Origin of the sequence: Thioclava dalianensis, assembly GCF_000715505.1 — a bacterium.
GTDB classification, from domain to species: domain Bacteria; phylum Pseudomonadota; class Alphaproteobacteria; order Rhodobacterales; family Rhodobacteraceae; genus Thioclava; species Thioclava dalianensis.
Genome location: NZ_JHEH01000018.1, coordinates 1 through 23434, shown reverse-complemented (window position 1 = coordinate 23434; position 23434 = coordinate 1). Strand labels below are relative to the sequence as shown.

The window sequence follows — 23434 nt, the reverse complement described above, 5'->3', positions numbered from 1 at the left end:
GCCGCGATCCCCGGCGACGGTCCGGGGGCGCGTGGCCCCCGGTCCGGTGTCATTTTTTGGCGCCCAGAGCCTGATCGAGATCGGCGATCAGATCGTCCGCATCCTCGATCCCGATCGAGAGCCGGACCACGTTGGGCGCTGCCCCCGCCGCGATCTGCTGGGACTCGGTCAGCTGCCGGTGGGTCGTCGAGGCGGAGTGGATGATGAGCGAGCGCGCATCGCCGAGATTGGCGACATGGCTGAACAGCTTGAGCTTGTTGACGAGCGTCACGCAGGCCTCATAGCCGCCCTTGACGGCCACCGTGAAGAGCCCGCCCGCACCTTTCGGGCAGACGGTTTTCATCCGGTCATGCCAGGGCGAGCTTTCGAGCCCGGCATAGGTCACATATTCGATCCGGGGATCATTTTCGAGCCACTCGGCCACCGTCTTGGCATTCGCGACATGCTTGTCCATGCGCAGGCTCAGCGTCTCGATACCGAGCAGCGTGTAATGCGCGCCTTGCGGGTTCATCGTCATGCCCAGATCGCGCAGCCCGACCGCGATGGAGTGGAAGGTGAACGCCATCGGCCCCAGCGCCTCGTGGAATTTCAGCCCGTGATAGGCGGGTTCCGGTTCGGAGAGCGAGGGGAACTTGCCGCTGGCCGACCAGTCGAACTTGCCCGAATCGACCACGCAGCCGCCTGTGACCGTGCCGTTGCCAGTCATGTATTTCGTCAGGCTGTGCACCACCAGCGTCGCGCCCAACTCGATGGGGCGGCACAGATAGGGCGTGGCCAGCGTGTTGTCGACGATCAGCGGCAAGCCCACCTTGTCGGCCAGTTTCGCGACCGCCGGGATATCGGTGATATAGCCGCCCGGATTGGAGATCGATTCGCAGAAGATCGCGCGGGTGTTGTCGTCCACAGCCGCTTCCAGCGCGTCGAGATCGTCGAAATCGACGAAGGTGCAGGACCATCCGAAACGCTTGATCGTATGCGAGAATTGCGTGATCGAACCGCCATAGAGACGTGTTGAGGCCACGATGTTGAGCCCCGGCCCCATGAGCGGGAACAGTGCCATGATCTGTGCCGCGTGACCCGAGGAGCAGCAGATACCGCCCGCAGCCCCCTCAAGCGCCGCCACGCGCTCGGCCAGTTTCATCACCGTGGGGTTGGTCAGGCGCGAATAGATGAAGCCGACCTCTTCAAGGTTGAACAGGCGGGCTGCGTGATCGGCATCCTTGAACGCATAGGAGGTGGTTTGATAAATTGGCACCTGCATGGCGCCAGTCGCAGAGTCAGGCTCCGCGCCCGCATGGATCTGTTGCGTTTCGAACTTGTAACCGGACATATTTACCTCCCGTTCGGTGATCTGTCGCGGCGCAGCCTACTGTGCGCTCAGGGCGGTACCAAACACTTTCGTGAATGCTGCGGGGCTCAGCGCAGCCAAAGCCCTTTGCGCTTGATCTGGTTGCGCAGCATCTTTTCCGTCCGCGGCAGGCCGCCCTCGTCGAAATGCGCCCGTAACTTGCGGCCTTTTCTTTGGAAAATCAGTTTCTTGGCCGGTTCATAGGTTTTGAGGACTTTCTTGATCGGATTGGGGGCGACCACGGTCTCGATCGTGTCGAGAACGGCGCTGTCCTCGCGCGCATACATCAATGGCAGCGCGCGATAATGGCACGAAACCGCGCCGTCCAGATCGTCAAGTTCCGGGCCCGGTCGCCCTCCGCCGAAGGAATGGATCACCAGCGGCAGGGCAATCTGGTCGAGCCAGGGATCGAAGCTCTGACAGGCCAGCTCATCGGGCGGATCGTCGAGGATCGCACGGGCGTAGCGCAGGAAGCGTTGGCCGAATTCCACCGGATCGGGGCCGAAGAACCAACCCGCGTTGAAATACATGTAGCGCCGCCAATATTCATCCGGCTGGCTGAGATCGAGCGTGTCCTCAAATCCCTCCAGCCCGAATTTGTCGTAAAGCGATTTCCAGATATCGCCATAGCCCGGACCATAAAGCGGCGGCTCGGGCCACGTGCCGCTGCGCCGCATCGAGGCGGAGGGACGATCAAAATCGAAGGCGACCTTCGAAAGCGGTGCCGTAAAGATCGTGTCCGTGTCGAAAAACACGAAGGGCGTGCCTGCGGGCAGGGCGGAGAGGGCTTCGATCTTGTTGCCATAGGGGTAGCTCTCGCCGAAGGCCTTGCTCTCGAAGGGCAGGATCTCGGCCCCCGCGGCTTCGAGAATCGCGCGCACCGGAGCCGAGATCCGGGTCTCGCCACTCCAGAGCGGGCCGGGTTGGGGCTCCGCCACAAACAGCCGTCCTGCAAAGTCGGGATTGGCCTGTCGAAAGCTGAGAACGAAGGGGATAGCCTCGTATTCCAGACGACCCGCCTGTGCAATACAGAAGATGTTGTAGGGTTGTGATTGCGCGCGTTTCGCCGGCATAATCGCCCCGTCTCCGATTGGTTCATCCGCAGTATAGCGGGAATGATCCGAGGCGAAAGTGGGTGAGGGACCATGTTAGGCAAGCTGTTGACGATTCTCGCGATTTCTTGCGCATCTCCGGTGATGGCGCAGAATTTCACGACCGCCGGGGAAGTGCGACCGATCCTCGATATGACGCGCGGGTCTTGGGTTGCGATCCGTGAGGCTGGTGGCAAGGATCTGGTCTATTTCACCCATCTGCTGGCGTGGCGCTGTGGACTGCGCGAGATCCGCTATGGCTTGAACGGCGCGGCCCCGAACACAGCCTTCAAGATGGAAGCCTGCCACGAGGGCTCGACGCAGCCCAATGCGCTCTCAAGCGATCAAGTCTATGTCTCGCAACCTGCAGGCTCGGTTAAAGAGGTGCGTGTGCAGCTCATTTATGACGACGGCAGCCGTGAAGAGGCCACGTTCCGCCGCGCCGACATTCTCACCCAATGATCTGGCTCACCCAATGATCTGACAAGGTCAGCTTGGCGCTCAGTCTTGCCCGTGGCCCCGCGCCGCGAGCGTCGGCATCCCAAGCGCTGCGTTTGGGGCCGGCCCGAATAAGGGCGCGCGTGGGTGCGTATCTGTTGTCAGTGCAATCGCGGTGAAGCGCTGTCGCACACGGCGGTTCGCATAGGTTCCCGACTGCGTGATCCCACTCGTCCGCGACACGAACGGTGCTAGCTCAAATTCCATTCGAGGAGGATGAGCGAATGAGTGTCGAAACTATAAATCCGCCCGCCGCAGTCGCTGCCGCCAGCGGACAATCCATCGTCAAGGTCGCGATCGCGAGCATCATCGGCTCGGTCATCGAGCAATATGATTTCCTCGTGACCGGCGTTATCGCAGCCACGATCTGGGGCGGCGTGTTCTTCAAGCTGCCCGGTCTCGCCGCCGTCGCAGCGGCCATCGGGGTCTATGGCCTCGGCATCGTGATCCGACCGATTGGCGCCTATATCTTTGGCCATATTGCCGACACTCGCGGGCGCAAGGATGCGATGGTCTACGCGCTTTTGCTGATGGGGGTCAGTTCACTGCTGATCGGCTTGCTGCCCGGATATGACACGATGGGGGTCGCGGCCCCGATCATCCTCATCCTCCTGCGCCTTGCACAAGGGATCAGCTTTGGCGCGGAGTTCGGCACCGCCTCGACCTGGGTGGTCGAGCAGGCGTCGAAATCGAAATACCGCGCGCTCTGGGGTGCTTGGGTGGGCTTTGCGATCCCCATCGGTTTGATCCTTGGCTTCGGTTCGGTGCTGATCGTCAAGGCGCTGATGTCCGAGGCCGCCTTCAGCGCCTGGGGTTGGCGGATCTTCTTCTTCCTCGGCTTCGCGGTGGCCATCGTGGGCATCTTCATCCGCAGCAAGACCGAGGACAGCACCGTCTTCGAGGAGCACCGCAACGGCTCGGGCGTGCTCCGCAACCCGGCGCGCGCGGTGTGGACCGAGATGACAGGCACGATCCTGCGCACCTCGCTTGTCAACGCGATGTTCTCGGGCGCCTTCTTCCTGTGCTTCGTGTTCGGCACAAGCTACATGAAGGCTGTAGGGTTCAAGGGCTCCACCCCCGAACTCATCGGGCTGATCGCGGCGGCCTCTATGCTCGTCTTCATGGTCATTGGCGGGTTTTTGGCGGATTACATTAACCGCAGAGTGATTCTTCTGATCTCAGCGGGGGTCTTTTTGGTCTTCGCGGTCCCCTATTTCTACCTGATCAACACCGGCGTCTTCGCCTATGCGGTGCTGGCCGAGGTCATCGGCTTCGGGTTCGTCTTCGGCTTTGGCTACGGTGCGATCCCGGCGTTCTACACCGAGAACTTCCCCACTCGCTATCGCGCCTCAGGGGCCAGCGCGGGCTATCAGATCAGTCAGGTCTACGGTGGCGGGCTGATCCCGATTTTGGCCGGCCAATTGCTCAGCCATTTCGGCATCCATGAGGCTTATCTCTATATCGGCGCGCTGGTGATGCTCTATGCGGTTGCCGCGATCATCGCGATCTTGAAGACGCCCGAGACCCGGGGCAAGGCGCTGGACTAGAGGACTGGCCCAAACAGGCCAAGGGCCCAAGGCACCTTCGCGCGGTCTGTCTGCCCGATGGCTGCTCGTCCTTCGGGATTGTTCCGAACGGCTCGGCCCCGGCGCTTCACCGCGTCGGGGCTTTTCGTCTTGGTGGTTGAATATGATCGGGGAGCCAACCGAAGACTACGGGCGAAATCTTGGAACGTTTTGTCACTGCTTGCCGCTTTCGGGCTTGGGGCAATCATGACCGGGCTTGTTCAAGCGTGGCTGTCCACAAGATCGAGCCGGGATCAAAGCATCGTTGAAAGTCTCCCGGCAGACAGAGCGCACGAAAGCATATGAAGCGTTGAAATCGGTGTTGCGGGCCAGCTTGGGCCTTGCGACGTCGTGATTGCCGTTAGATTTCGTAGGGAGACGAACACCGCAGGCCATCACGCGAAACCGATCGATCGCTCAACGCCTAAATGAGACATGTGCGGACCACATGCTCATTACAACACAACCAAATTGGGGAATTTGGTGGGTGACCCTGGAATCGAACCAGGCGTGGGTCGCCCCGGCGGAGTTACAGTCCGCTGCCGCACCTTGCAGCACGTCACCCGACGCTGGGCGGGAGATACAAAAGGGGGGGCGGGGCGTCAAGAGCGAGTTTGACGAAAAAACGTCTCATGCGATGCTGGGCGGGTCGCGGGGCTTGCCAAGCGCGCAGTGAGCCGCCATTGCAGGGTCAAAGGAGCATTGCCATGAAAAAACCGACCTGGGTGATCGAAAAAGAACGCGCGCGCCGTGCGGCGGCCTCGGAAACGGTGTGGCTTTTCGGGCTGCATGCGGTGCGCGATGCGCTGCACAATCCGATGCGTGAGCGGCTGCGGCTGGTCTGCGGCAAGAACGCGGCCGACAAGCTGGCCGATGCGATTTCCAGTTCGGGCATGGAGCCCGAGATCGTCGATGTCCGCAAATTCGACACACATGTGCCGATTGCGGCTGAGTCGGTGCATCAGGGGGCCGCGCTCGAGGTCAAGCCGCTCGACTGGGGCGCGCTCAAGGATGTGTGCTACAATGCCAAGGTGGTGGTGCTGCTGGATCGGGTCACCGATCCCCATAACGTGGGCGCTGTTCTGCGCTCTGCCGAAGTGTTCGGGGCGGCAGCCGTGGTCGCGCCGCATCGCCATTCCGCGCCCGAGACTGGTGCCTTGGCCAAGACGGCCAGCGGCGCGCTCGAACGCCAGCCCTATTTCCGCGTGAAGAACCTGTCTGACACGATGGAAGAGCTGCGCGGCATGGGCTTCCGACTGCTCGGCCTTGCGGGCGATGCCAAGATGACGTTGGCCGATGGTCTGGCAGAGGCCGGGCCGGATCCCGTCGCGTTGGTGCTGGGCGCCGAAGGTCCCGGGATGCGTGAAAAGACCCAAGAGACCTGTGATCGGCTGGTGCGAATCCCCTTCCACGGCGCATTCGGCTCGCTCAATGTCTCCAATGCCGCTGCCGTGAGTCTCTATGCCGCCGCAAGCCGGTTTTGATCACAAAACCGAGAGCATGAGGGCATAGGCCTTTAACGGGACATTTGTGTCACTATCTGAAGTACAGAGGCGCGGGTCTGGAACCTCCGCGCTTCAAGTTCACTGTCCCTCGTTCCACCACTTCAGCGCCCAACCAGATTTCTGGTCTGGGCGCTTTTTTCTGCCGGAGGCTTGAATGCAAGACGTTGATATCCGTGACATTCTGACCCGCACCCGCGTGATCGCCGTGGTCGGGATTTCGCATAAGCCAGAGCGGCCCTCCTATCAGATCGCGCGCTTCTTGCAAGAGAAGGGCTACAAGATCGTGCCGGTCAATCCAGGGCTTGCTGGACAAGAGCTTCTGGGCGAGATCGTCTATCCTGATCTTGCTGCGATCCCGAAAGATGCGGGCGTCGATATGGTTGATATCTTTCGCAAATCAGAAGCCGTGCCGGAGATCGTCGAGTCGGTGCTGCGCGATTTGCCCTCCGCCAAGACGATCTGGATGCAGATCGGGGTCATTCATGATAGCGCAGCACAGGTTGCGCGCTCAGCCGGGCTGGATGTCGTCATGAATCGCTGCCCCAAGGTTGAGTTTCCGCGGGTGATGGCAGGGGCTTAACGCCCTCTGGGTTTGGCGCGCAGGGTCGGATCGGCCTCGCGCGGATCTTCGGGCCAAGGGTGTTTCGGGTAGCGCCCGCGCATATCCTTGCGCACATCCGCATAAGATCCATTCCAGAACCCCGGCAGGTCCATCGTCACCTGAATCGGCTTGTGGCCGGGCGACAGGAGCGTGATTCGCAGCGGGAGGTGTTTCGGCCCCACCGTGGGATGGCGCGTGACGCCGAACATTTCCTGCAAGCGGATCTCGATGCCCGGTGCCTCACCTGCGTAATCAATCGGCACGCGGCGGCCCAAGGGGGTCTCGAAATGCCCCGGAGCCAGCCGATCAATCTGTTGCATCTGCTCCCAGTCGAGGCTGGCGCGCAGGGCCTCGGTCACATCCAGCTTGCGCAGATCCGCCTCGGTGCGTTTGCCCCTGAGATAGGGCAGGAGCCAATTTTCGCCGCGTGCGAGCAGGGCGGCATCGGTGAAATCGGGCAGATCGGCGCCCTGATCGCGCAGCAGTTCCACCCGCGCCTGCAGGCGTCGTGCGGCGGCGGTCATCGGCAGGCCGATCTGGCGCAGCCCGTCAAGCGCACCAAGGGCTACGGCCTCGCGCGGCGCGTCTTTCCAGACCCGGTCGTCGAGCACGAGCGCGCCCAGGCGTTCCTGCTTGCGCGCAATGACCCGGCCTTCGCGCCGCGACCATTCGCAGACATCGTGCCACGCGATCCTATCGGCAAAGAGCGCACGGACCTGCGCCTCCGAGATCGCAGCGCCCTGCCGCACCGGCGCCTCGCGGGGATCGCCGTCAAGATCGGTGGCCACGATCAGACGCTCGCGGCCCAGCGGGTCGCCGTCGCTCACAAACGCTCCTTTGCCCCCGGAGAGCACGTAGCGCGGCGCATCGCCCTTGCGCCGCAGCCCAATCCGGTCGGGATAGGCGAGGGCGGCCTGTGCTTCGGGGGGCAGCGCCGTGCCCGAGGGCTCGATCAGCCGCGCGAGGCGCTTGGCCTCCTGCCGGATCCGCTCGACCGTGCCGCGATGGGCCTCGGGTCCGGGGGCCCGGATCGCGGCCAGCCGCAGCGACAGATCCGCAGGCGCGCCGCGCAACGGGTCACGCTCGGCCAGCAAGGCTGCAAGCGTCGCGGCCTCTGGCCCGGCCTGCACCAGCATATGGCCCAGACGCGGATGCAGCGGGAGCCGCGACAGCTGTCGCCCATGGGCGGTGATCTGCGTGCCCTCCAGCGCCCCCAGATCGGCCAGCAAGGCGCGGGCTTCGGCCAGCGAGGGGGCAGGCGGCGGCGTGAGAAAGGCAAGGTCGGAGCCGTCGCTGCCCCAAAGCGCCAGCTCAAGCGCGAGGCCGGTCAGATCGGCCACTTCGATCTCGGCGGGTGGGAAGGCGGGCAGCGCGCCCTCGGCGCCTTTTGTCCAGAGTCGGTAGCAGATCCCCTCGGCCACCCGCCCGGCCCGCCCGCGGCGCTGCTCGGCCTCGGCGCGGCTGACTGGCTCGGTCACAAGCCGCGCCATCCCGGAGCCGGGATCGAATCGCGCGCGGCGCGCGCGCCCGCCGTCGATCACGACGCGAATATCCTCGATCGTCAGCGAAGTTTCGGCAATCGAGGTGGCCAGCACCAGTTTGCGCCCCTGCGCGCAGGGCGCGATGGCGGCGCGTTGGGCCGCAAAGTCCATCGCGCCGAACAGCGGGCGAATAGCGATATCGGCGGGCAGTCGGCCCTTGAGGAGCGCCTCGACGCGACGGATTTCCCCCTCGCCGGGCAGGAAGGCCAGAAGCGAGCCTCCAGCCTCTGTGGCTGCCTGTGCGATCAGCCCCGCCATCGCGCCCTCATAGCGCATCGTCTTGTCGGTGGGGCGGTCCAGCCAGCGGGTCTCAACGGGGAAGGCGCGGCCCTCAGAGACCACCACCGGCGCGCCTTCCAGCAGCTCGGCCACCGGACCCGCATCGAGCGTGGCCGACATCACCACCAGCGCCAGATCGGGGCGTAAGGCGCCGCGCACCTCCCAGATCAGCGCAAGCCCCAGATCGGCATTGAGCGAGCGTTCATGAAACTCGTCGAAGATCACGCAGCCGATCCCAGCAAGCTCCGGGTCCGATTGCAGCATCCGGGTCAAGATGCCCTCCGTGACCACTTCGATTCGGGTGTCACGAGAGGTCTTTGTCTCGCCGCGAATCCGGTAGCCGACGGTAGCGCCCACGGGCTCGCCAAGGGTTTGGGCCATGCGTTCGGCGGCGGCGCGCGCGGCCAGACGCCGGGGCTCCAGCATCACGATCCGGCCCGTGATCTGATCCAGCAGCGCCAGCGGCACCCGTGTGGTCTTGCCTGCGCCGGGCGGGGCCATCAGGACCGCGCGCCCATGCGCGTTCACGGCCGCCGTCAGCTCGGGCAGCACCGCATCAATGGGCAAGGGGGCGTTGGTCGTGGTCACGCCCCCTTATTGCCGTTTCAGACTGCCTTTTCCATAGATCGTATCGGTCTCGATCCGGTCGACCTGCAAGCGGCCCGGACCGCTCGGCTCGTAATAGAGCGTGAAGGGAAAGCGGCTTTTCTCGGCCATATCGGATTTCGAGAACCCGGCCAATCGGCGATACTCGCCCGAACACACGACGCCCTTGCCATCGGGGCGCGGGTCGAACAGCCGCACCTGAGAGCGCTTGGCGCCGTCATACATCTTGACATCGAGCTTGCAGGCATCCGCCGTATCGACATTGCGCAGCACGGCGTAAAGCGCAGTCAGCGGGTCGAGCGTCCCGGTTTGCTTGGCCGGATCGACGTCGCGGTCGCTTGGTGCGCGCGGCGGATTGCGGCTGACGGCAACTGGGGTGCCGTTCTTGTAGACGATCTCATGGGTCGCCTTGCTGTTCGGTGTGTCGGACTTCTCCGAAAAGCGCATCGGTGTGAAGGTGCCGTTGGCGTAATGGCCCGAGACCGTGGCGTCATAGCGGATCTTGCGAAACAGCCCGACGAGACCCGCGGTCTTGAGAACGCCATTCGCGCCATAGCCATCGCCCACGATTTTTCCGTTGATCGCCAATTCGCCAGCACGAATGCCCTTGAGCACGACGTCAAACACGATCTGGTCGGATTGATCGGCGCGCGCAGGCACGATAGGCGTCAGGCTCAGCGCGGCAATGAGCGGCACGCTCAACGCGGCACGGCGTGTGGAAAATGAAAACAGCTTCATGACAGTCCTCGTCGAGGCTGGGAGGGGTTAACACTGGACATAGTCCGCGCGCGCCGTGCAAGTAACCGCGATGACTTCACCTTTCTTGTCAAACCTGACACGATCATGAAAATCAGCGAAAGCCCGCCGATGTCCGCACTGACTGCCGCCGATCTTGCCCCCCGCATCCTAGAGGGGGACCGCCGTGCCCTTGCACGCGCCATCACGCTTGTGGAATCGGGCAGGGCCGATCACCGGGCGCAGGCCGCAGAACTGCTCGACACTCTCGCCGGGGTGGGGCGCCAAGCCCTCCGGATCGGTCTGTCGGGCACGCCGGGTGTCGGGAAATCGACCTTTATCGAGGCATTCGGACTGCGTCTCACGGGGCAGGGGCTGAGAGTGGCGGTGCTCGCGGTCGATCCGTCCTCGGCGCGCTCGGGGGGCTCGATTCTGGGCGATAAGACCCGAATGGAGCAGCTGTCGCGCGACCCCAACGCCTTCATCCGACCTTCTCCCAGCCAGACTCATCTGGGCGGCGTTGCGCGCCGCACCCGCGAGGCGGTGTCGCTTTGCGAGGCGGCGCAATTCGATGTCGTCTTGATCGAAACGGTGGGCGTCGGACAATCCGAGACGCTGGTGGCAGAGATGGTCGATCTGTTCGTGCTGCTGATGGCACCGGGCGGCGGGGATGAGCTGCAAGGGGTCAAGCGTGGCATCATGGAGATGGCCGACATCATCCTTGTGAACAAGGCGGATGGCGATCTCAAACCCGCCGCGATGCGTACCGTGGCCGATTACGCGGGCGCGCTGCATCTGTTGCGCAAGCGTCCTCAAGACCCGGAGGGCTTTCCCAAAGCGCTCCCGGTCTCTGCGCTCTCGCAGGATGGGCTGGATAAGGCGTGGGAGGAGATGACTGCGCTGGCCGATTGGCGGCGCGCGCAGGGGCATTTCGAGACGCGCCGCGCCGAGCAAGCGCGCCACTGGTTCGAGGCCGAGGTTCGCGAGGGGCTGTTGGCCCGTCTGCGCGAAGACCCGCAGATTCGCGCCCAGATGCAAGCACTGGGCACGGCGGTGGCCGAAGGGGACAGCGCGCCCGCCGCTGCCGCAGCGCGCATGCTGGCCCTGTTGCGCGACTAGGCGCTTACATATTGCTCTCGGTCTTGTTGAGCTGGTGCTCGCCGTGGCTCATTGTGCCGTGCTCGATCTCGCCATGATCCATCTCCCCATGATCCATATCGATATGATCCATATCGCTGTGCTCCATCTCGCTATGCGAGAGGGGATCGGCGGCATCGTTCATCAGCATGCCCTGACCGCGCTTGAGATCGACCGGGATCTCGATGGTCATGTCTCCGGCCTTCTCGAAATGTAGCGTCACCCGTACCAGCTCGCCCTGCGTTAGGCCGTGGGTGAGTCCCATGAACATGACATGATCGCCGCCTCGCGAGAGCATATGCGTGCCATGGGCCGGGATCGGGAAGCCTTCCTTCACCTCGGCCATCTGCATCTTGCCATTGCCCAGATCGTTATGGGTGTGCAGCTCAACCCGTGCGGCAATATCCGAGCTGGCCGAGACAAGGCGGTCATCACGGTCGGTGACGTTCTTGATCTCCATGAAGGCGGCCCCGGATTTCGACATCGGCGTGGAGACCCGCGCATAGGGATCAATCACTTCGATCTGTTGGGCAAAGGCGGGGATGGCAGCACAAGCGCTCAGTGCTGCGGCAAGCAAGATCTTTCGCATCAGTTAAGTCTCCTCCGAAATCGACGATCCGTCGCGAAAATTCACGGCGACGTGATGAGGCTAGGCCGTCATGTCGCGTGATTCCCTGTGGTGAATAGTCGCGGCTGGGGCCGATGATGCCAAGGGAACACATGGAAAAACCCCGCGCCAAGGGCACGGGGTTCCAAACTCATACGCTTGCGAAAGCTCAGGCGGGTGCTTGAGCCTTGGCAATGGCTTTCTTGATCTTCAGCGCTTTGTCCGACAGCTCGGCATCCTTGGCTTTGCCAAGGTAGGCGTCGAGGCCGCCACGGTGGTCGACCGAGCGCAGCCCGGCTGCGGAGACGCGCAGCTTGTAGCTTTGGCCCAGAACGTCCGAGATCAGGGTGACATCATTGAGGTTCGGCAGGAAGCGACGACGCGATTTGTTGTTCGCGTGGCTCACTTTGTTGCCCGTGATCGGGCCCTTGCCGGTCAGTTCGCAAACGCGCGACATGGCATTCTTCCTTTGTTTCTTACCCGGCCAACGCTTACGAATCGCGCTCAGGCCCCAACATAGAAAGGCGCCGCGTCAGGCAGCGCCCAGAAATCTGTTGGCGGGGGATACGTCCAAAGCAGCCTCGCGTCAAGCGGGCAGGCGCGGTTTTTGCCCGGATTTCCCGCCCTGCATTGAAGTTTTTGGTGCAAGGAGCTGCGCAAAGCGGCGTTGACCTTCGGGAGTGAACCTCACCACGCGGCTATCGCCGCATTGCCGGGCCCATCTTTTGGTGGCGATCGCTTCCCAAAGGGCGCGGCCAAGCGCGCCGCCCAGATGGCTGCGGCGCTCCGACCAATCGAGGCAGGAGCGGCAGATCGGGGGTCTTTTGAACGTCTTGGCCGAAAGATCAATGCCGAGCGTCTGGACAAAGGCGCGCCCGGTTTCGGTCAGCTCCGGACCGTCATGCCCGGGGCAGAGCGCGCCGCGCGCGATCAGACCGTCATAAAGCGCAACGCCCGCCCGTCCGGCAAGGTGATTGTAGCACAGCCGCGCCTCGCGCAGATCCGCGTCGCGCGGCCCAAGCCGGGGCAGGGTCACCGTCGAGAATCGCATCAGCGATTCGAGCAGTTCGACCGCCGCGCTTCCAGAGATCTCGAAATAGCGATGCCGCCCCTGCTGGCGCATGGCGACCAGCCCGCCCGCGCTCAGCCGCGCCAGATGGGAGGAGGCCGTTGAAGGGGCGATTCCCGCGATCCCGGCCAGCTCGCCCGCGCTCAGCGCGCGCCCGGCCATCAGGGCGTTGAGCATCAGCGCCCGCGCCGGATCGGCGATCAGGGCGGCAATGCTGGCGATGTCGGGTCCGTTGGTCATGAGGTGAGCCTAAGCTTGGGCTGCGCGCAGATGTTTCGAGCGTCATCGAAACGAGAGCCCCGGTCAATGCGGCAGGTTGCCGGGAGACGCAGCTCTCACAGATGAAGGACGTTCGCGATGACCCAAGCACTCTGGCTCTTTTTGCAGCCCCGCCGCGCCACCCTTGGCCTGACGCGCCGATTGCGCCTGATGCGTGAGCTGCGCCGCAGCCGCCGCGCCCTGTCGCGTCTCAGCCGTGACGGGCTTGAAGATATCGGGCTGAGCGCGCAGGAGGCGTGCCGCGAAGCGGAGCGCCCCTATTGGGATGCGCCCTCCTATTGGCGGCAGTGAGGGGCGCTCAGCCCGAGATTTGCGCCACCCATTCGGGCACGATCTTGGTCGCGGGGCCGTGGCGGGCCTCGGTGAACATTCGCGTGCCCGCCGATGGCTCAAGGTTCAGCTCCAGCGTTTCGATCCCGGCGGCGCGCGCTTCTTGCACGAAGCCCGCCGCCGGGTAGACATTGCCCGAGGTTCCGATCGAGACAAACAGATCCGCCGCCTCAAGGCCGCGCACGATCTCTTCCATCCGGTAGGGCATCTCGCCGAACCAGACGATATCGGGGCGGCTCGCCTGCGCGCCGCATTCGGGGCAGGCATCCGTGCGCGCCATCGTCTGAGGCGCAGGCCAGCGATGCCCGCAGGCATGGCACAGCGCGCCAAAGAGCGAGCCGTGCATATGAACGACACGTGTCGATCCCGCGCGCTCATGCAGATCATCGACATTCTGGGTGATGATCAGCACCTCATGGGTGGAGTCGGCCTCAAGTGCAGCCAAGGCGCTATGGGCGGCGTTGGGCTGCGCGGCCCGTGCGGCGGCCCGGCGAGCGTTGTAGAATTGGTGAACCAGATCGGGGTCGCTCTCAAAGCCCTCGGGCGTTGCGACATCCTCGATCCTGTGGTCTTCCCAGAGCCCGTCCGAGGCGCGAAAGGTCCGAATGCCGCTCTCGACTGAAATCCCGGCGCCCGTCAATATCACGATCTTGGCCATCTCCGCTCCTTTCGCTACAACAACCCCATGCGTATCTTGTTTCTCTGTCTTGGCAACATCTGCCGCTCGCCCGCCGCAGAGGCGATCACCCGTGAAAAAGCGCGCGTGGCCGGTCTCGATATCGAGTTCGACAGCGCCGGAACGGGCGATTGGCATGCCGGAGAGCCGCCCTATGGGCCGATGATCAAGGCCGCCCAAGCGCGCGGCTATGATCTGAGCACGCTGCGCGCGCGTCAGCTCAATGAGGCCGATTTCGCAAAAGCTGATTTCATTCTGGCGATGGATGAGAATAATTTGCGCGATGCGCTGGACCGCTCACCGAAAGGCGCGCGGGCCGAGGTGCGGATGTTTCTCGATGCGCGCCGGGGCGGTGGCGATGTGTCCGACCCCTATTTCACGCGTGATTTCGATGCGGCCCTCGATCAGATCGAAGCGGGGGCCGAGGCGCTTGTGGCCGATCTGCTGGCCGACCGGGAGGCCTGAAGCCGCCGGTCGACTCTGCAACGGGCGCTAGGGTTATTGCTGGCAGAAGCCTTCCGCCGCGGAGGCGAATTTCTTGTAGCGATCCCAGAAGTCGTTATCCGACTGGCTGTCCGACATCCGCACATCCTGCGCGCGGTCGGGATCGTGGAAGAAGTTGGCCGCGCGGCGCTGGTCGCGGTTGCTGAGCGTCATGTCAGCGACCTGCTGGATGCAGCTGCACATGCTCGCATTCGTCGTGCGACCGGCTTTCATGCAGGCGTTGTCGATCGGCCCTGCGGCCGCCATGGAGACAAAGCCCATCGCTGCGCCAAATGCACACAATCCGAGTGTCGTCTTGAAAGTCATGTCACTGCCCTTTTTTCGACCGGCTGTTCTCGCCAGTTCGTTGCCTCAATGCGCAAAATGCTAACGCAAATTTAATGTTGGGGCAATGTAGGCAGGGCAAATGAGCGAGTCACACGGGCGCGAGGGAACCTGTTTTCCACAAGTGGCTGTTCCCTCTCACAGCGCCGCAATATGTGGGGAACACATTGCGGTGACGGGGCCTGCGCAATCTTACTCGGTGGGAGTGGCGGGGTAACCTGCGGCCTTCAGAGCGCTCAGAACGGTGGCCTCGGGCAGGCCGCTCACCTCGATCTCAAGGTCTTCAAGATAGACATCGGCCTTGCCGCCGACCTCTTCGATGGCAGATTCGATGGCCGCTTTGCAATGCGCGCAGGTCATGTTTGGGACGGAGTAGATCATTGCTGGAGCCTCCTGGATGTGATGCGTCAGATCTGGGCTGCGGCAGGTCTCAGGTCAAGCCTTTGCGCGCCCGTGCGCCGCAAGGCCGCGCGCGCCTCTCACTTTTCGACGCGCCAAGTCAGCGGATGCGCTCAATCCCTCTTCCCGGCCCAGATGTTCCAATGTATACGCGCGCCATGACCGATATTCAGCGCATCCGCAACTTCTCCATCGTGGCTCATATCGACCACGGCAAATCCACCCTCGCCGACCGGCTGATCCAGCTGACCGGGACGGTGGCCGAACGGGATATGAAAGCCCAGATGCTCGACGCGATGGATATCGAGCGCGAGCGCGGGATCACCATCAAGGCGAATTCCGTGCGCATCGATTATCCGGCGCAGGACGGGCACACCTATGTGCTCAACCTCATCGACACGCCCGGCCACGTGGACTTCGCCTATGAAGTCTCGCGCTCGATGCAGGCGGTCGAGGGCTCCCTTTTGGTTGTCGATGCCAGCCAAGGTGTCGAGGCCCAGACGCTCGCCAATGTCTATCAGGCGATTGATGCCGATCATGAGATCGTGCCCGTGCTTAACAAGATCGACCTGCCCGCGGCCGAGCCCGAGCGCGTCAAAGAGCAGATCGAGGATGTGATCGGGATCGACGCGTCGGAGTCCGTGATGATCTCGGCCAAAACCGGCCTTGGCATTCCCGATGTGCTTGAGGCGATCGTGCAACGTCTGCCCGCGCCGGTGGGCGACCGTGATAAGCCGCTCAAGGCGATGCTGGTTGATAGCTGGTATGACAGCTATCTCGGCGTCGTCGTTCTGATCCGCGTCATGGATGGCGTGATCAAGAAGGGCGACCAGATCAAGATGATGAAGTCGGCGGCGACCTATAAGCTCGACCGCCTGGCCGTGCTCAAGCCGCAGATGGTCGATATCCCGGAACTGGGTCCGGGTGAGATCGGGGTTTTCACCGCCTCGATCAAACAGGTGCGCGACACCAAGGTCGGCGACACGATCACCCATGAGAAAAAGCCCTGCGCGGCGGCCCTGCCGGGCTTCAAACCCTCGATCCCGGTGGTGTTCTGTGGCCTCTTTCCGGTCGATGCCAATGATTTCGAAGCGCTGCGCGACGCCATCGAGAAGCTGCAACTCAATGATGCAAGCTTCAGCTCGGAGATGGAAACTTCGGCCGCGCTTGGTTTTGGCTTTCGCTGCGGCTTCCTTGGGCTTTTGCACCTTGAGGTGATCCGCGACCGGTTGGAGCGCGAATACGATCTGGACCTGATCACGACCGCGCCCTCGGTGGTGTTCAAGCTGCACATGAAAGACGGCGAGGTGCTCGATCTGCACAACCCCGCCGATATGCCCGATCTGACTTATGTCGATCACATCGAGGAGCCGCGCATCAAGGCCACGATCCTCGTGCCCGACGAATATCTGGGCGATGTGCTCAAGCTGTGCCAGGACCGCCGCGGCATCCAGATGGATCTGACCTATGCGGGCTCGCGCGCGATGGTGGTCTATGACCTGCCGCTGGCCGAGGTGGTGTTCGACTTCTACGATCGCCTGAAATCCGTGACCAAGGGCTATGCCAGCTTCGACTACCAGATCACCGGCTATCGCGAAGATTTCCTCGTGAAGATGTCGATCCTCGTGAATGACGAGCCGGTGGATGCGCTCTCGATCATGGTCCACCGCGACCGCGCCGACAGCCGGGGCCGCGCGATGTGCGAAAAGCTCAAGGATCTGATCCCGCGCCACATGTTCAAGATCCCGATCCAAGCCGCCATCGGTGGCCGCGTCATCGCCCGTGAGACCCTCTCCGCGATGCGCAAGGACGTGACCGCGAAATGCTATGGCGGCGATGCGACCCGGAAGAAGAAGCTTCTGGAGAAGCAAAAGGCCGGTAAGAAGAAGATGCGGCAATTCGGCAAGGTCGAGATCCCGCAATCCGCCTTTATCGCTGCGCTCAAGATGGATGAGTGATACACGACCCCGCCACTGGCGGGGTCAGTTCTGTCTAAAGATAGAGCGTTGAGGGGCGAACGCCTGATCACATGTAGGGCGGCGATAAGGCGCTCGGTCGGCTGTGAGAAATGCATCTCTGTCGCATTTTCCCGGAACAGCCGCGCCTCGCACCTCGTTTTTACTCCAAACACCACAAGGAGTAAGACATGACCGATCAAGCCAAAATTGAAACTGACTTTTGGGACGCGCTGGACTCCGACCGTACTGTGATGCTGTCGCGCGACGGGCAGGGCGCTGCCTCGCCGCGCCCTATGACAGCGATTGTCGAAGAAAAGCCCGGGCCTATCTGGTTCTTTACTGCGCGCGACAGTGAATTGCTCGATGGGATGCGCGATGGCGACGCCGCGCTTTTCACCTTTGCCGATAAGGGCCACACGGTCTTTGCGACCGTGTCCGGGGCGCTGACGGAGGCTGATGATCGCGCGGTGATTGACCGCCTTTGGAACCCCTTTATCGCCGCTTGGTATGACGGCAAGGACGATCCGAAACTGGCCCTTCTGCGCTTCGACCCGAAAGAGGCGGAAATCTGGGACTCTGGCAATTCGCTGGTCGCGGGGCTGAAAATCCTGCTGTCGAGCGACCCGGCCGAGAGCATGAGCGGCCGCGTTGCACATGCACGCTACTAGGTTCTGCGCAAGATAGCAGGAAGGGGCTGCGGTTTTGCCGCAGCCCTTTTGCGTTGCCTAAAGGGCGGAAGCGGTTACAAAGCCTGTGAATCAACCCAAAGGACCGCCCATGACCTGCCCGCTTTGCGCCGCCGAGGCTCCGTTGCAAGATTTCGCCGTGACTGGCGGCCCGGAGGGCGCAAGCGCTGCGATCTGCGCCACCTGTGTCGAGCAGATCGAGGGCACGCCGGTGCCTTCCCATTGGCGCGGCTTGGCGGGCGCGATGTGGTCCGAGGAACCGGCGGTGCAGGTCTTGGCAGCGCGGATGCTCGGGCGCATCGACGAGGCATGGGCCAATGACCTCGCCGACCAGCTCTATCTCGATGACGAGATGCGCGCTTGGGTCGAGAACGTCGAGACCACGCTCGAGCACCGCGATTCCAACGGGGCATTGCTCGCGCGTGGCGACACGGTGGTGCTGATCAAGGATCTGCCGGTCAAAGGCGCGGGCTTTACCGCCAAACGCGGCACGGCGGTGCGCGGGATTTCCCTCTCGCCGGACAATGCGGGTCATATCGAGGGCCGGGTCGAAGGCCAGCGCATCGTGATCCTGACGGAATTCGTGAAAAAGAAATAGGCATCCCTGCGCCGGGCGAGAGGACAAAATTGAAAACGCGCGACCCGCTATGAACGGATCGCGCGCTGTGCTTTGACCTCTCTTCAGTGCTTGGGACACCACATCGAGAGTTTTACAAAGCGTCCGAAGCGACAGTGTGCAGACTGGGAGCGCTTCGGTATGTAGGAAGTCACTGGTTCGTTTAGGGGGCGAAGTGTCAGTGTCCTTCCCGCATGGCTAATGTCTGATATTCCCTGAGGATCATACGCGCCGACTGGCCGTAGCTTTGCCACCCAAAGCTGCCGAGATCGGGAAAGAGGTCCAGAACCTCTGACTTCGCGTCCTCCGCAAGGGCACCCAAGGCGATGTCGCCGGGATGAAAGCTTTCAGTCAGGCAGTTGTCGCTCGTCAGAATCTGGTGCTGATCAAAGAGCAGGTGGAAATACTCGACCTCCTCGCAGGGCATCAGACGAATTGTCGTGTCGTTGATCAAATGCTTGGCGGCGGCGAGCACCTCATCCTCTCCAAAGAGCAGGCTTGCCCGCCAGTCGCTCAGCAAGATCCGGTGCTGCTGTGAGACCATCAAATCACGCGAATTACCAAGCGTGCCGGAAGCGATGCGCACCGGGGCGAAGTTGCCTTTCCCTTGCACGCGGCGCCGCCCGATCCAGCGGATGGGGCGCGGGCCGTCGTCTTGGGTGATGACCATATCACCAACCTCAAGCTCTTCGACGGGGACCGGTCCGAAGACCGTATCGATCAACGTGCCGCGCGTGAAGCAAACCGGCAGATCGAAGGAGTTGCCTTGGTCGATGTCGAAGGTCAGCAGCGCGTTGTCTTCGACATATTGGGTCAGGTCCGTCACGCCAAGGATGTTGAGTACGGTGGTCAGCCCGAGCGACTGGAAGAGCGCGTTGTTCTCGATCTGTGAGACCAGACCGTCGAGCAGCGAGGCTTGGTCGCCATTGGGGTAGTTCACATAGGTCGAGCCACCGGCTTGCCAGGCGACGACGTCGACCGGGCTGGACAGGCCCACATTGATCGAGCCGAGAATACCGAGATCAAGCGAGACGCCAGAGGTCGCGGTTCCCTCGCCGAGATAGGTCGCGTTGTCACCGTTCCAGGTCGCGGCCTCGCCGAAATCCCAATCTTTTTCGTTATCTGTGTCATCCACGGTCAGTTCGCCCGAGGATTGTGGGGTAAATGAGCTGAGCAGCAAAGTTCCTGTCAGGTCAATCAGTGAACCATTATAGGCGAATGTGTCGTCCAGCGAGCGTGAAAGTTCAGCCATTTTCACTATTTCCCAATTGGTTACGATCTAAAAAACGCCTGCATGGTCCGCTTGATACGGTGATTTTCTGCTTACTTTGACTCTTGCTGCTTCGTTGAAGGTTCCAGTGCCGCAAGTCAAGATTGCAACCTTTGCGTGTGATTCGTAAGCGTTAATGTGAGGTTTACGTAGGGGAGTCTTGCAAGTATCTGAAATCGATGATTTCTTTTTTGAGCAAAGATTTTCGCTTTTTGCGGATTGGTGGGGTGAGCGTGAATAATTGCTGAGTTTCGCCGGAATTGTTTCCATATTGGCGATTTACGTAAGGCTTTCAGGTGTTTTCACGCGGGCAGGAGGGCTAAAATCAAGGCCAAGGATTTCTGCACCAAGCGAGAAAGCCCGGAGAACCCCGTGCGGTCTCTTGCAGATTGCAATCATGAACGTTCGTTCACGGCTCCGGCGTCACGAGTGAGTAAGACGCAAAACGGCCCCGGGATGGAGATCCCGAGGCCGCTCGTTTCAGAGAGGCGATTGGCGAACGCTCGACAGGTTCGCGTCTCTCGCGCCGGTAGGGGAGTTAGCGCGCCGAGCGTGCCTCGCCCGCGATCGTGTTGCCAGCAACCGAGAGGTCTTGGCCTGCGCCTTGGACCGTGTTGCAGGCGGCAAGGCCCAGAAGCGCCATCATCATTACGGCAGACAGTTTGATCGATTTTGTCATTTCACACTCCATTGAGACTCTCGCAGGCCAAACGCCTGAAATTTTTTCCGGTTCCCAAGGAACCAACAGCATCTGCGCGCGTTTGCCAAGTGAGATTCGACAGAGCCACAGTAACTTCCGAGTATAGCGCAGAAAATCGCTTATTCCCGAGCAGTCACGGCGCGCCTGATCTTGACGACATCTCCGAACGTTCTGGCGGTACCGCCAGTCTCATCTGCCAGAACGATTGCGCGATCCCCTTCGTGTCCCTCAGGGGATCGCGCAAAATTTTTGAACGGGTTAATTGCGCGTTAACCTTCCTCTGAAAGGCTCCGGGTGTCTCTCCCGGAGCTTTTTCATGTCGAGATGTTTGATCTTGTGTGTGCTGTCTCTTGGCCTATGGGGCTGCGGGGCCTCTCCTGCGCCTCAGTTTTTCGGGGCGGCGCGCTATGACATCACCCTTGAGGGTATCGCGTTCACCGTCTTTGTGTCGGCAGATCGGGCAGAGGTGATCCGGCGCGGATATCTGCGCCGGGAAGAGCGTGACCGGGTCCCGCCCTTGATGGAGCGCGCGGCAGAGCAGGCGTCGGGGTGTAAGGTCGCGGGGCCCTTGGGCGGTTGGGCGCGCTCGCCATCGCTGCCGGGCGACACCGGCGAGGGGCGCTACCAGCTTGACTGCGGATAGGGCGCGCCTCTCTCGAGGGCCCTCCTATTCGAGAAACGCGTCGACGATCGTCTCAACTTCGCGCGGGCGCTCGGCATGGAGCCAGTGGCCCGCATCCTTCAATTCCTTGAACATGGCCTTTGGGAAAAGCGTGCGGATCGTCTCGTGATCCTGATCCGTGACGAAATCCGAATTGGCCCCGGTCAGGAAAAGCGTCTTCCCGTCAAAGTGAGCGTCCGATGCCGTCTCGGGCCAGCCGATGATCTGGGGCATGTTCGCGGCCAGCGCGTCGAGATTGAACTTCCAATGCGCAGGACCGTCACGCAGGCTTAGAGATTGCAGCAAGAAAGCCCGTGTGCCCGGGTCTTGCACCTGTTCCCCGAGAGCGTCATCGGCCTGCCCACGGGTCTCAAGCGCCGCAAGATCAAGCGCCTGCATCGCCTCGATCAGGGCCAGATGGCCATCCCCGTGCGCATAGGCCCGAGGCGCCATGTCGGCCACGATCAGGCGCCGCAAATGGTCTGGGTGGGTGAATGCCAGCATCATCGCCGCCTTCCCGCCCATCGAATGGCCCAGAACGTCGGCTTGCCCGCCATGCGCCTCAATTACCTCGGCAAGATCGGCGGCAAGGGCTTTGTAGCTGTGATCGTCATCCCAGAAGCTGTCTCCGTGATTGCGCATATCGAGCGCGATCACCTGCCGCTTTTCGCTCAGCCGTTTGGCAATGACAGTCCAGTTGCGCGCAGAGCCAAAAAGGCCAGGTGCAATGAGGAGCGGGGGCGCGTCGCTGGGCGCGCCATGGATCACGGTGTTCAACATGGAACTAAAGTAGGTCGCGCGTGGGCACGCGACCAGAGGGGATTTGCGAAAAACTGTTCCGATGCGCAATGTTGCGCGCCTCGCGCGGTGCGGCTAGCGTCGGCACGCGAAGCGACGGCGGGGGAGAGCATGACGCCCGAACAGATTTCTCGAATGGTGGCGCAGATCTCGCGTCTTTTGGTCCAGCGATTGGGAGCCAAGGGGCCCGATCTGGAGACGCGGGTCGCGAGTCGTGCGCGCCTGTTGCCGCGTAAGGTGCGCCGGGCGGCGCGGCTGCTGGCCGAGACCGAGCGCAAGGCGCGCTCTCCCAAACTGGCCCGACAGCTCGATCCCAAGCCGATCGAGGCGGCGTTTTTCACCTGCCAGAAATATCTTGAGCCTCTGGGGGCCGCCGACCGGATGCGCTCGACGGCACTTGGGCTTGCCAGCGCCGTGGCGGTGATCATCGTGCTCGTCGGGGTTTGTCTGCTGGCAGGCAGCGCTTGGCTGGTGCGCTAGGGGCCCTGATCCGGGGACCATCGCCCACGCAGCAAAAAGGCCCCCGCAAAACGGGGGCCTGATCGCGCGATCCGCCAGGGATCACAGGTTGGGATAGAGCGGGAAGGCGTCGCACAGCTTGGCGACTTTGGCCCGCACGGAGGCTTCCACCTCGGCATTGCCCTCTTCGCCATTGGCCGCAAGCCCGTCGACCACCTCGACGATCAGCCGGGCGATCTCGCGAAAATCGTCTTCCTTGAAGCCGCGCGTGGTGCCCGCAGGCGTGCCAAGACGCACGCCCGAGGTGACCATCGGCTTTTCCGGATCGAACGGGATGCCGTTCTTGTTGCAGGTGATATGGGCGCGGCCCAGAGCCTTCTCGGTCGCGTTGCCCTTCACGCCCTTGGGACGCAGATCGACCAGCATTACATGGGTGTCGGTGCCGCCGGTGACGATGTCGAGGCCACCCTTCATCAGCTCATCGGCCAGCGCTTGTGCGTTTTTGACGACCTGTTCGGCATAGACCTTGAATTCGGGACGCAGCGCCTCGCCGAAGGCCACGGCCTTGCCTGCGATCACATGCATCAGCGGGCCGCCCTGAATGCCGGGGAAGATCGCCGAGTTCACTTTTTTGGCGATGTCCTCGTTATTGGTCAGGATCATCCCGCCACGCGGGCCGCGCAGGGTTTTATGCGTCGTGGTGGTCGCCACATCGGCATAGGGGAAGGGCGAGGGATGCTGACCGCCGGCCACGAGGCCTGCGAAATGCGCCATATCGACCATCAGATAGGCCCCGACCTCATCAGCGATTTCGCGGAACTTGGCGAAATCGATCTGGCGCGGAATGGCCGAACCGCCCGCCACGATCAGCTTGGGCTTATGCTCCAGCGCCAGCTCGCGCACCTGGTCATAGTCCAGCAGGCTGTCTTGCTTGCGCACGCCGTATTGGATCGCGTTGAACCATTTGCCCGACTGGTTGGGCTTGGCACCGTGGGTCAGGTGGCCGCCCGCATCGAGGCTCATGCCAAGGATGGTGTCGCCGGGCTGGAGCAGCGCGGTATAGACGCCCTGGTTGGCCTGGCTGCCCGAATTGGGCTGTACGTTCACGAATTCACAGCCGAAAAGCTGCTTGGCCCGGTCGATGGCAAGGTTTTCTGCCACGTCGACATATTGGCAGCCGCCGTAATAGCGG

General features: G+C 62.4%; 26 protein-coding genes and 1 tRNA gene. 12 read left to right on the top strand and 15 right to left on the bottom strand.

All coding sequences use genetic code 11. The features are described 5' to 3' along the window. Positions 1-49 precede the first annotated feature (49 nt). Complete coding sequence (locus DL1_RS13715) at positions 50-1330, bottom strand: O-acetylhomoserine aminocarboxypropyltransferase/cysteine synthase family protein (RefSeq protein ID WP_038067345.1); 1281 nt, start codon at positions 1328-1330, stop codon at positions 50-52. Between the two features lie 86 nt (positions 1331-1416). Next, entirely contained in the window at positions 1417-2421 is a 1005-nt protein-coding gene (locus DL1_RS13710) for a hypothetical protein (protein WP_038067343.1), read from the bottom strand. A 72-nt stretch (positions 2422-2493) separates the two neighbouring features. Between DL1_RS13710 and DL1_RS13705 the strand changes: the two genes are divergently transcribed. Beyond that, on the top strand, positions 2494-2901 hold the full coding sequence (locus DL1_RS13705; RefSeq protein ID WP_038067340.1) for a hypothetical protein: 408 nt from the start codon (positions 2494-2496) through the stop codon (positions 2899-2901). A 260-nt stretch (positions 2902-3161) separates the two neighbouring features. Continuing rightward, the gene (locus tag DL1_RS13700; protein ID WP_051693563.1) at positions 3162-4484 is read left to right on the top strand and encodes an MFS transporter; all 1323 of its coding nucleotides are present in this window, start codon (positions 3162-3164) and stop codon (positions 4482-4484) included. A gap of 499 nt (positions 4485-4983) precedes the next feature. On the opposite strand, the gene DL1_RS13695 is transcribed toward DL1_RS13700, so the two are convergent. Further along, positions 4984-5067, bottom strand: a tRNA-Tyr gene (locus DL1_RS13695). A 142-nt stretch (positions 5068-5209) separates the two neighbouring features. On the opposite strand from DL1_RS13695, the gene rlmB reads away from it, so the two are divergent. Continuing rightward, positions 5210-5986 (top strand): 23S rRNA (guanosine(2251)-2'-O)-methyltransferase RlmB, encoded by a 777-nt coding sequence (gene rlmB, locus DL1_RS13690; RefSeq protein WP_038067338.1) that lies wholly within the window; start codon positions 5210-5212, stop codon positions 5984-5986. A gap of 175 nt (positions 5987-6161) precedes the next feature. Then, entirely contained in the window at positions 6162-6587 is a 426-nt protein-coding gene (locus DL1_RS13685; protein WP_038067335.1) for a CoA-binding protein, read from the top strand. Here DL1_RS13685 and hrpB read toward each other — a convergent pair. After that, complete coding sequence (hrpB, locus tag DL1_RS13680) at positions 6584-9016, bottom strand: ATP-dependent helicase HrpB (RefSeq protein ID WP_143081607.1); 2433 nt, start codon at positions 9014-9016, stop codon at positions 6584-6586. The two genes, DL1_RS13685 and hrpB, sit on opposite strands and share 4 nt — an antisense overlap. Before the next feature lie 6 nt (positions 9017-9022). Further along, on the bottom strand, positions 9023-9772 hold the full coding sequence (locus DL1_RS13675; RefSeq protein ID WP_051693562.1) for a DUF3108 domain-containing protein: 750 nt from the start codon (positions 9770-9772) through the stop codon (positions 9023-9025). 138 nt (positions 9773-9910) lie between these two features. Between DL1_RS13675 and meaB the strand changes: the two genes are divergently transcribed. Continuing rightward, entirely contained in the window at positions 9911-10888 is a 978-nt protein-coding gene (gene meaB / locus DL1_RS13670; protein ID WP_143081633.1) for a methylmalonyl Co-A mutase-associated GTPase MeaB, read from the top strand. A gap of 4 nt (positions 10889-10892) precedes the next feature. Here the strand turns inward: meaB and DL1_RS13665 are convergent, their stop codons facing one another. The 3 genes from DL1_RS13665 to DL1_RS13655 all read right to left on the bottom strand — a co-directional run bounded on the left by DL1_RS13665 (position 10893) and on the right by DL1_RS13655 (position 12822). After that, entirely contained in the window at positions 10893-11495 is a 603-nt protein-coding gene (locus DL1_RS13665; protein WP_074854740.1) for a copper chaperone PCu(A)C, read from the bottom strand. Between the two features lie 187 nt (positions 11496-11682). Further along, positions 11683-11970 carry a 50S ribosomal protein L28 gene (rpmB, locus tag DL1_RS13660; protein WP_038067331.1) on the bottom strand — a complete coding sequence of 96 codons (288 nt, stop codon included), beginning with the start codon at positions 11968-11970 and terminating at the stop codon, positions 11683-11685. Between the two features lie 129 nt (positions 11971-12099). After that, positions 12100-12822 (bottom strand): ArsR/SmtB family transcription factor, encoded by a 723-nt coding sequence (locus DL1_RS13655; protein ID WP_051693561.1) that lies wholly within the window; start codon positions 12820-12822, stop codon positions 12100-12102. Between the two features lie 117 nt (positions 12823-12939). Between DL1_RS13655 and DL1_RS13650 the strand changes: the two genes are divergently transcribed. After that, positions 12940-13152 carry a YjiS-like domain-containing protein gene (locus DL1_RS13650; RefSeq protein ID WP_038067328.1) on the top strand — a complete coding sequence of 71 codons (213 nt, stop codon included), beginning with the start codon at positions 12940-12942 and terminating at the stop codon, positions 13150-13152. A gap of 7 nt (positions 13153-13159) precedes the next feature. On the opposite strand, the gene DL1_RS13645 is transcribed toward DL1_RS13650, so the two are convergent. Further along, complete coding sequence (locus DL1_RS13645) at positions 13160-13849, bottom strand: NAD-dependent deacylase (RefSeq protein ID WP_038067325.1); 690 nt, start codon at positions 13847-13849, stop codon at positions 13160-13162. A gap of 27 nt (positions 13850-13876) precedes the next feature. Here DL1_RS13645 and DL1_RS13640 point away from each other — a divergent pair, with 27 nt between their 5' ends. Beyond that, a complete protein-coding gene (locus DL1_RS13640; protein ID WP_038067322.1) occupies positions 13877-14332 on the top strand; it encodes a low molecular weight protein-tyrosine-phosphatase in 456 nt (151 codons plus the stop codon). Between the two features lie 33 nt (positions 14333-14365). Here the strand turns inward: DL1_RS13640 and DL1_RS13635 are convergent, their stop codons facing one another. Both DL1_RS13635 and DL1_RS13630 read right to left on the bottom strand, forming a co-directional pair. Next, positions 14366-14677 carry a hypothetical protein gene (locus tag DL1_RS13635; protein ID WP_038067319.1) on the bottom strand — a complete coding sequence of 104 codons (312 nt, stop codon included), beginning with the start codon at positions 14675-14677 and terminating at the stop codon, positions 14366-14368. A gap of 210 nt (positions 14678-14887) precedes the next feature. Continuing rightward, complete coding sequence (locus tag DL1_RS13630) at positions 14888-15076, bottom strand: heavy-metal-associated domain-containing protein (RefSeq protein ID WP_038067314.1); 189 nt, start codon at positions 15074-15076, stop codon at positions 14888-14890. A 176-nt stretch (positions 15077-15252) separates the two neighbouring features. On the opposite strand from DL1_RS13630, the gene lepA reads away from it, so the two are divergent. The 3 genes from lepA to DL1_RS13615 all read left to right on the top strand — a co-directional run bounded on the left by lepA (position 15253) and on the right by DL1_RS13615 (position 18336). Next, positions 15253-17052, top strand: a complete 1800-nt coding sequence (gene lepA / locus DL1_RS13625) for a translation elongation factor 4 (RefSeq protein ID WP_038067456.1) — start codon at positions 15253-15255, stop codon at positions 17050-17052. A gap of 188 nt (positions 17053-17240) precedes the next feature. Next, complete coding sequence (locus DL1_RS13620; protein WP_038067311.1) at positions 17241-17720, top strand: pyridoxamine 5'-phosphate oxidase family protein; 480 nt, start codon at positions 17241-17243, stop codon at positions 17718-17720. A 109-nt stretch (positions 17721-17829) separates the two neighbouring features. After that, entirely contained in the window at positions 17830-18336 is a 507-nt protein-coding gene (locus DL1_RS13615; protein ID WP_038067308.1) for a PhnA domain-containing protein, read from the top strand. A 196-nt stretch (positions 18337-18532) separates the two neighbouring features. On the opposite strand, the gene DL1_RS13610 is transcribed toward DL1_RS13615, so the two are convergent. After that, positions 18533-19606 carry a Hint domain-containing protein gene (locus tag DL1_RS13610; RefSeq protein WP_051693560.1) on the bottom strand — a complete coding sequence of 358 codons (1074 nt, stop codon included), beginning with the start codon at positions 19604-19606 and terminating at the stop codon, positions 18533-18535. A 556-nt stretch (positions 19607-20162) separates the two neighbouring features. Continuing rightward, on the bottom strand, positions 20163-20303 hold the full coding sequence (locus DL1_RS21255; RefSeq protein WP_074854738.1) for an entericidin A/B family lipoprotein: 141 nt from the start codon (positions 20301-20303) through the stop codon (positions 20163-20165). A gap of 337 nt (positions 20304-20640) precedes the next feature. On the opposite strand from DL1_RS21255, the gene DL1_RS13605 reads away from it, so the two are divergent. Then, positions 20641-20967 (top strand): hypothetical protein, encoded by a 327-nt coding sequence (locus tag DL1_RS13605; protein WP_051693559.1) that lies wholly within the window; start codon positions 20641-20643, stop codon positions 20965-20967. A 24-nt stretch (positions 20968-20991) separates the two neighbouring features. Here the strand turns inward: DL1_RS13605 and DL1_RS13600 are convergent, their stop codons facing one another. After that, positions 20992-21765, bottom strand: a complete 774-nt coding sequence (locus tag DL1_RS13600; RefSeq protein ID WP_038067305.1) for an alpha/beta fold hydrolase — start codon at positions 21763-21765, stop codon at positions 20992-20994. A 129-nt stretch (positions 21766-21894) separates the two neighbouring features. Between DL1_RS13600 and DL1_RS13595 the strand changes: the two genes are divergently transcribed. Next, on the top strand, positions 21895-22263 hold the full coding sequence (locus DL1_RS13595; protein ID WP_038067302.1) for a hypothetical protein: 369 nt from the start codon (positions 21895-21897) through the stop codon (positions 22261-22263). A gap of 81 nt (positions 22264-22344) precedes the next feature. Here DL1_RS13595 and glyA read toward each other — a convergent pair. After that, positions 22345-23434, bottom strand: a 1090-nt coding sequence (glyA, locus tag DL1_RS13590; protein ID WP_038067299.1) for a serine hydroxymethyltransferase, incomplete at its 5' end; no start/stop codon positions are given.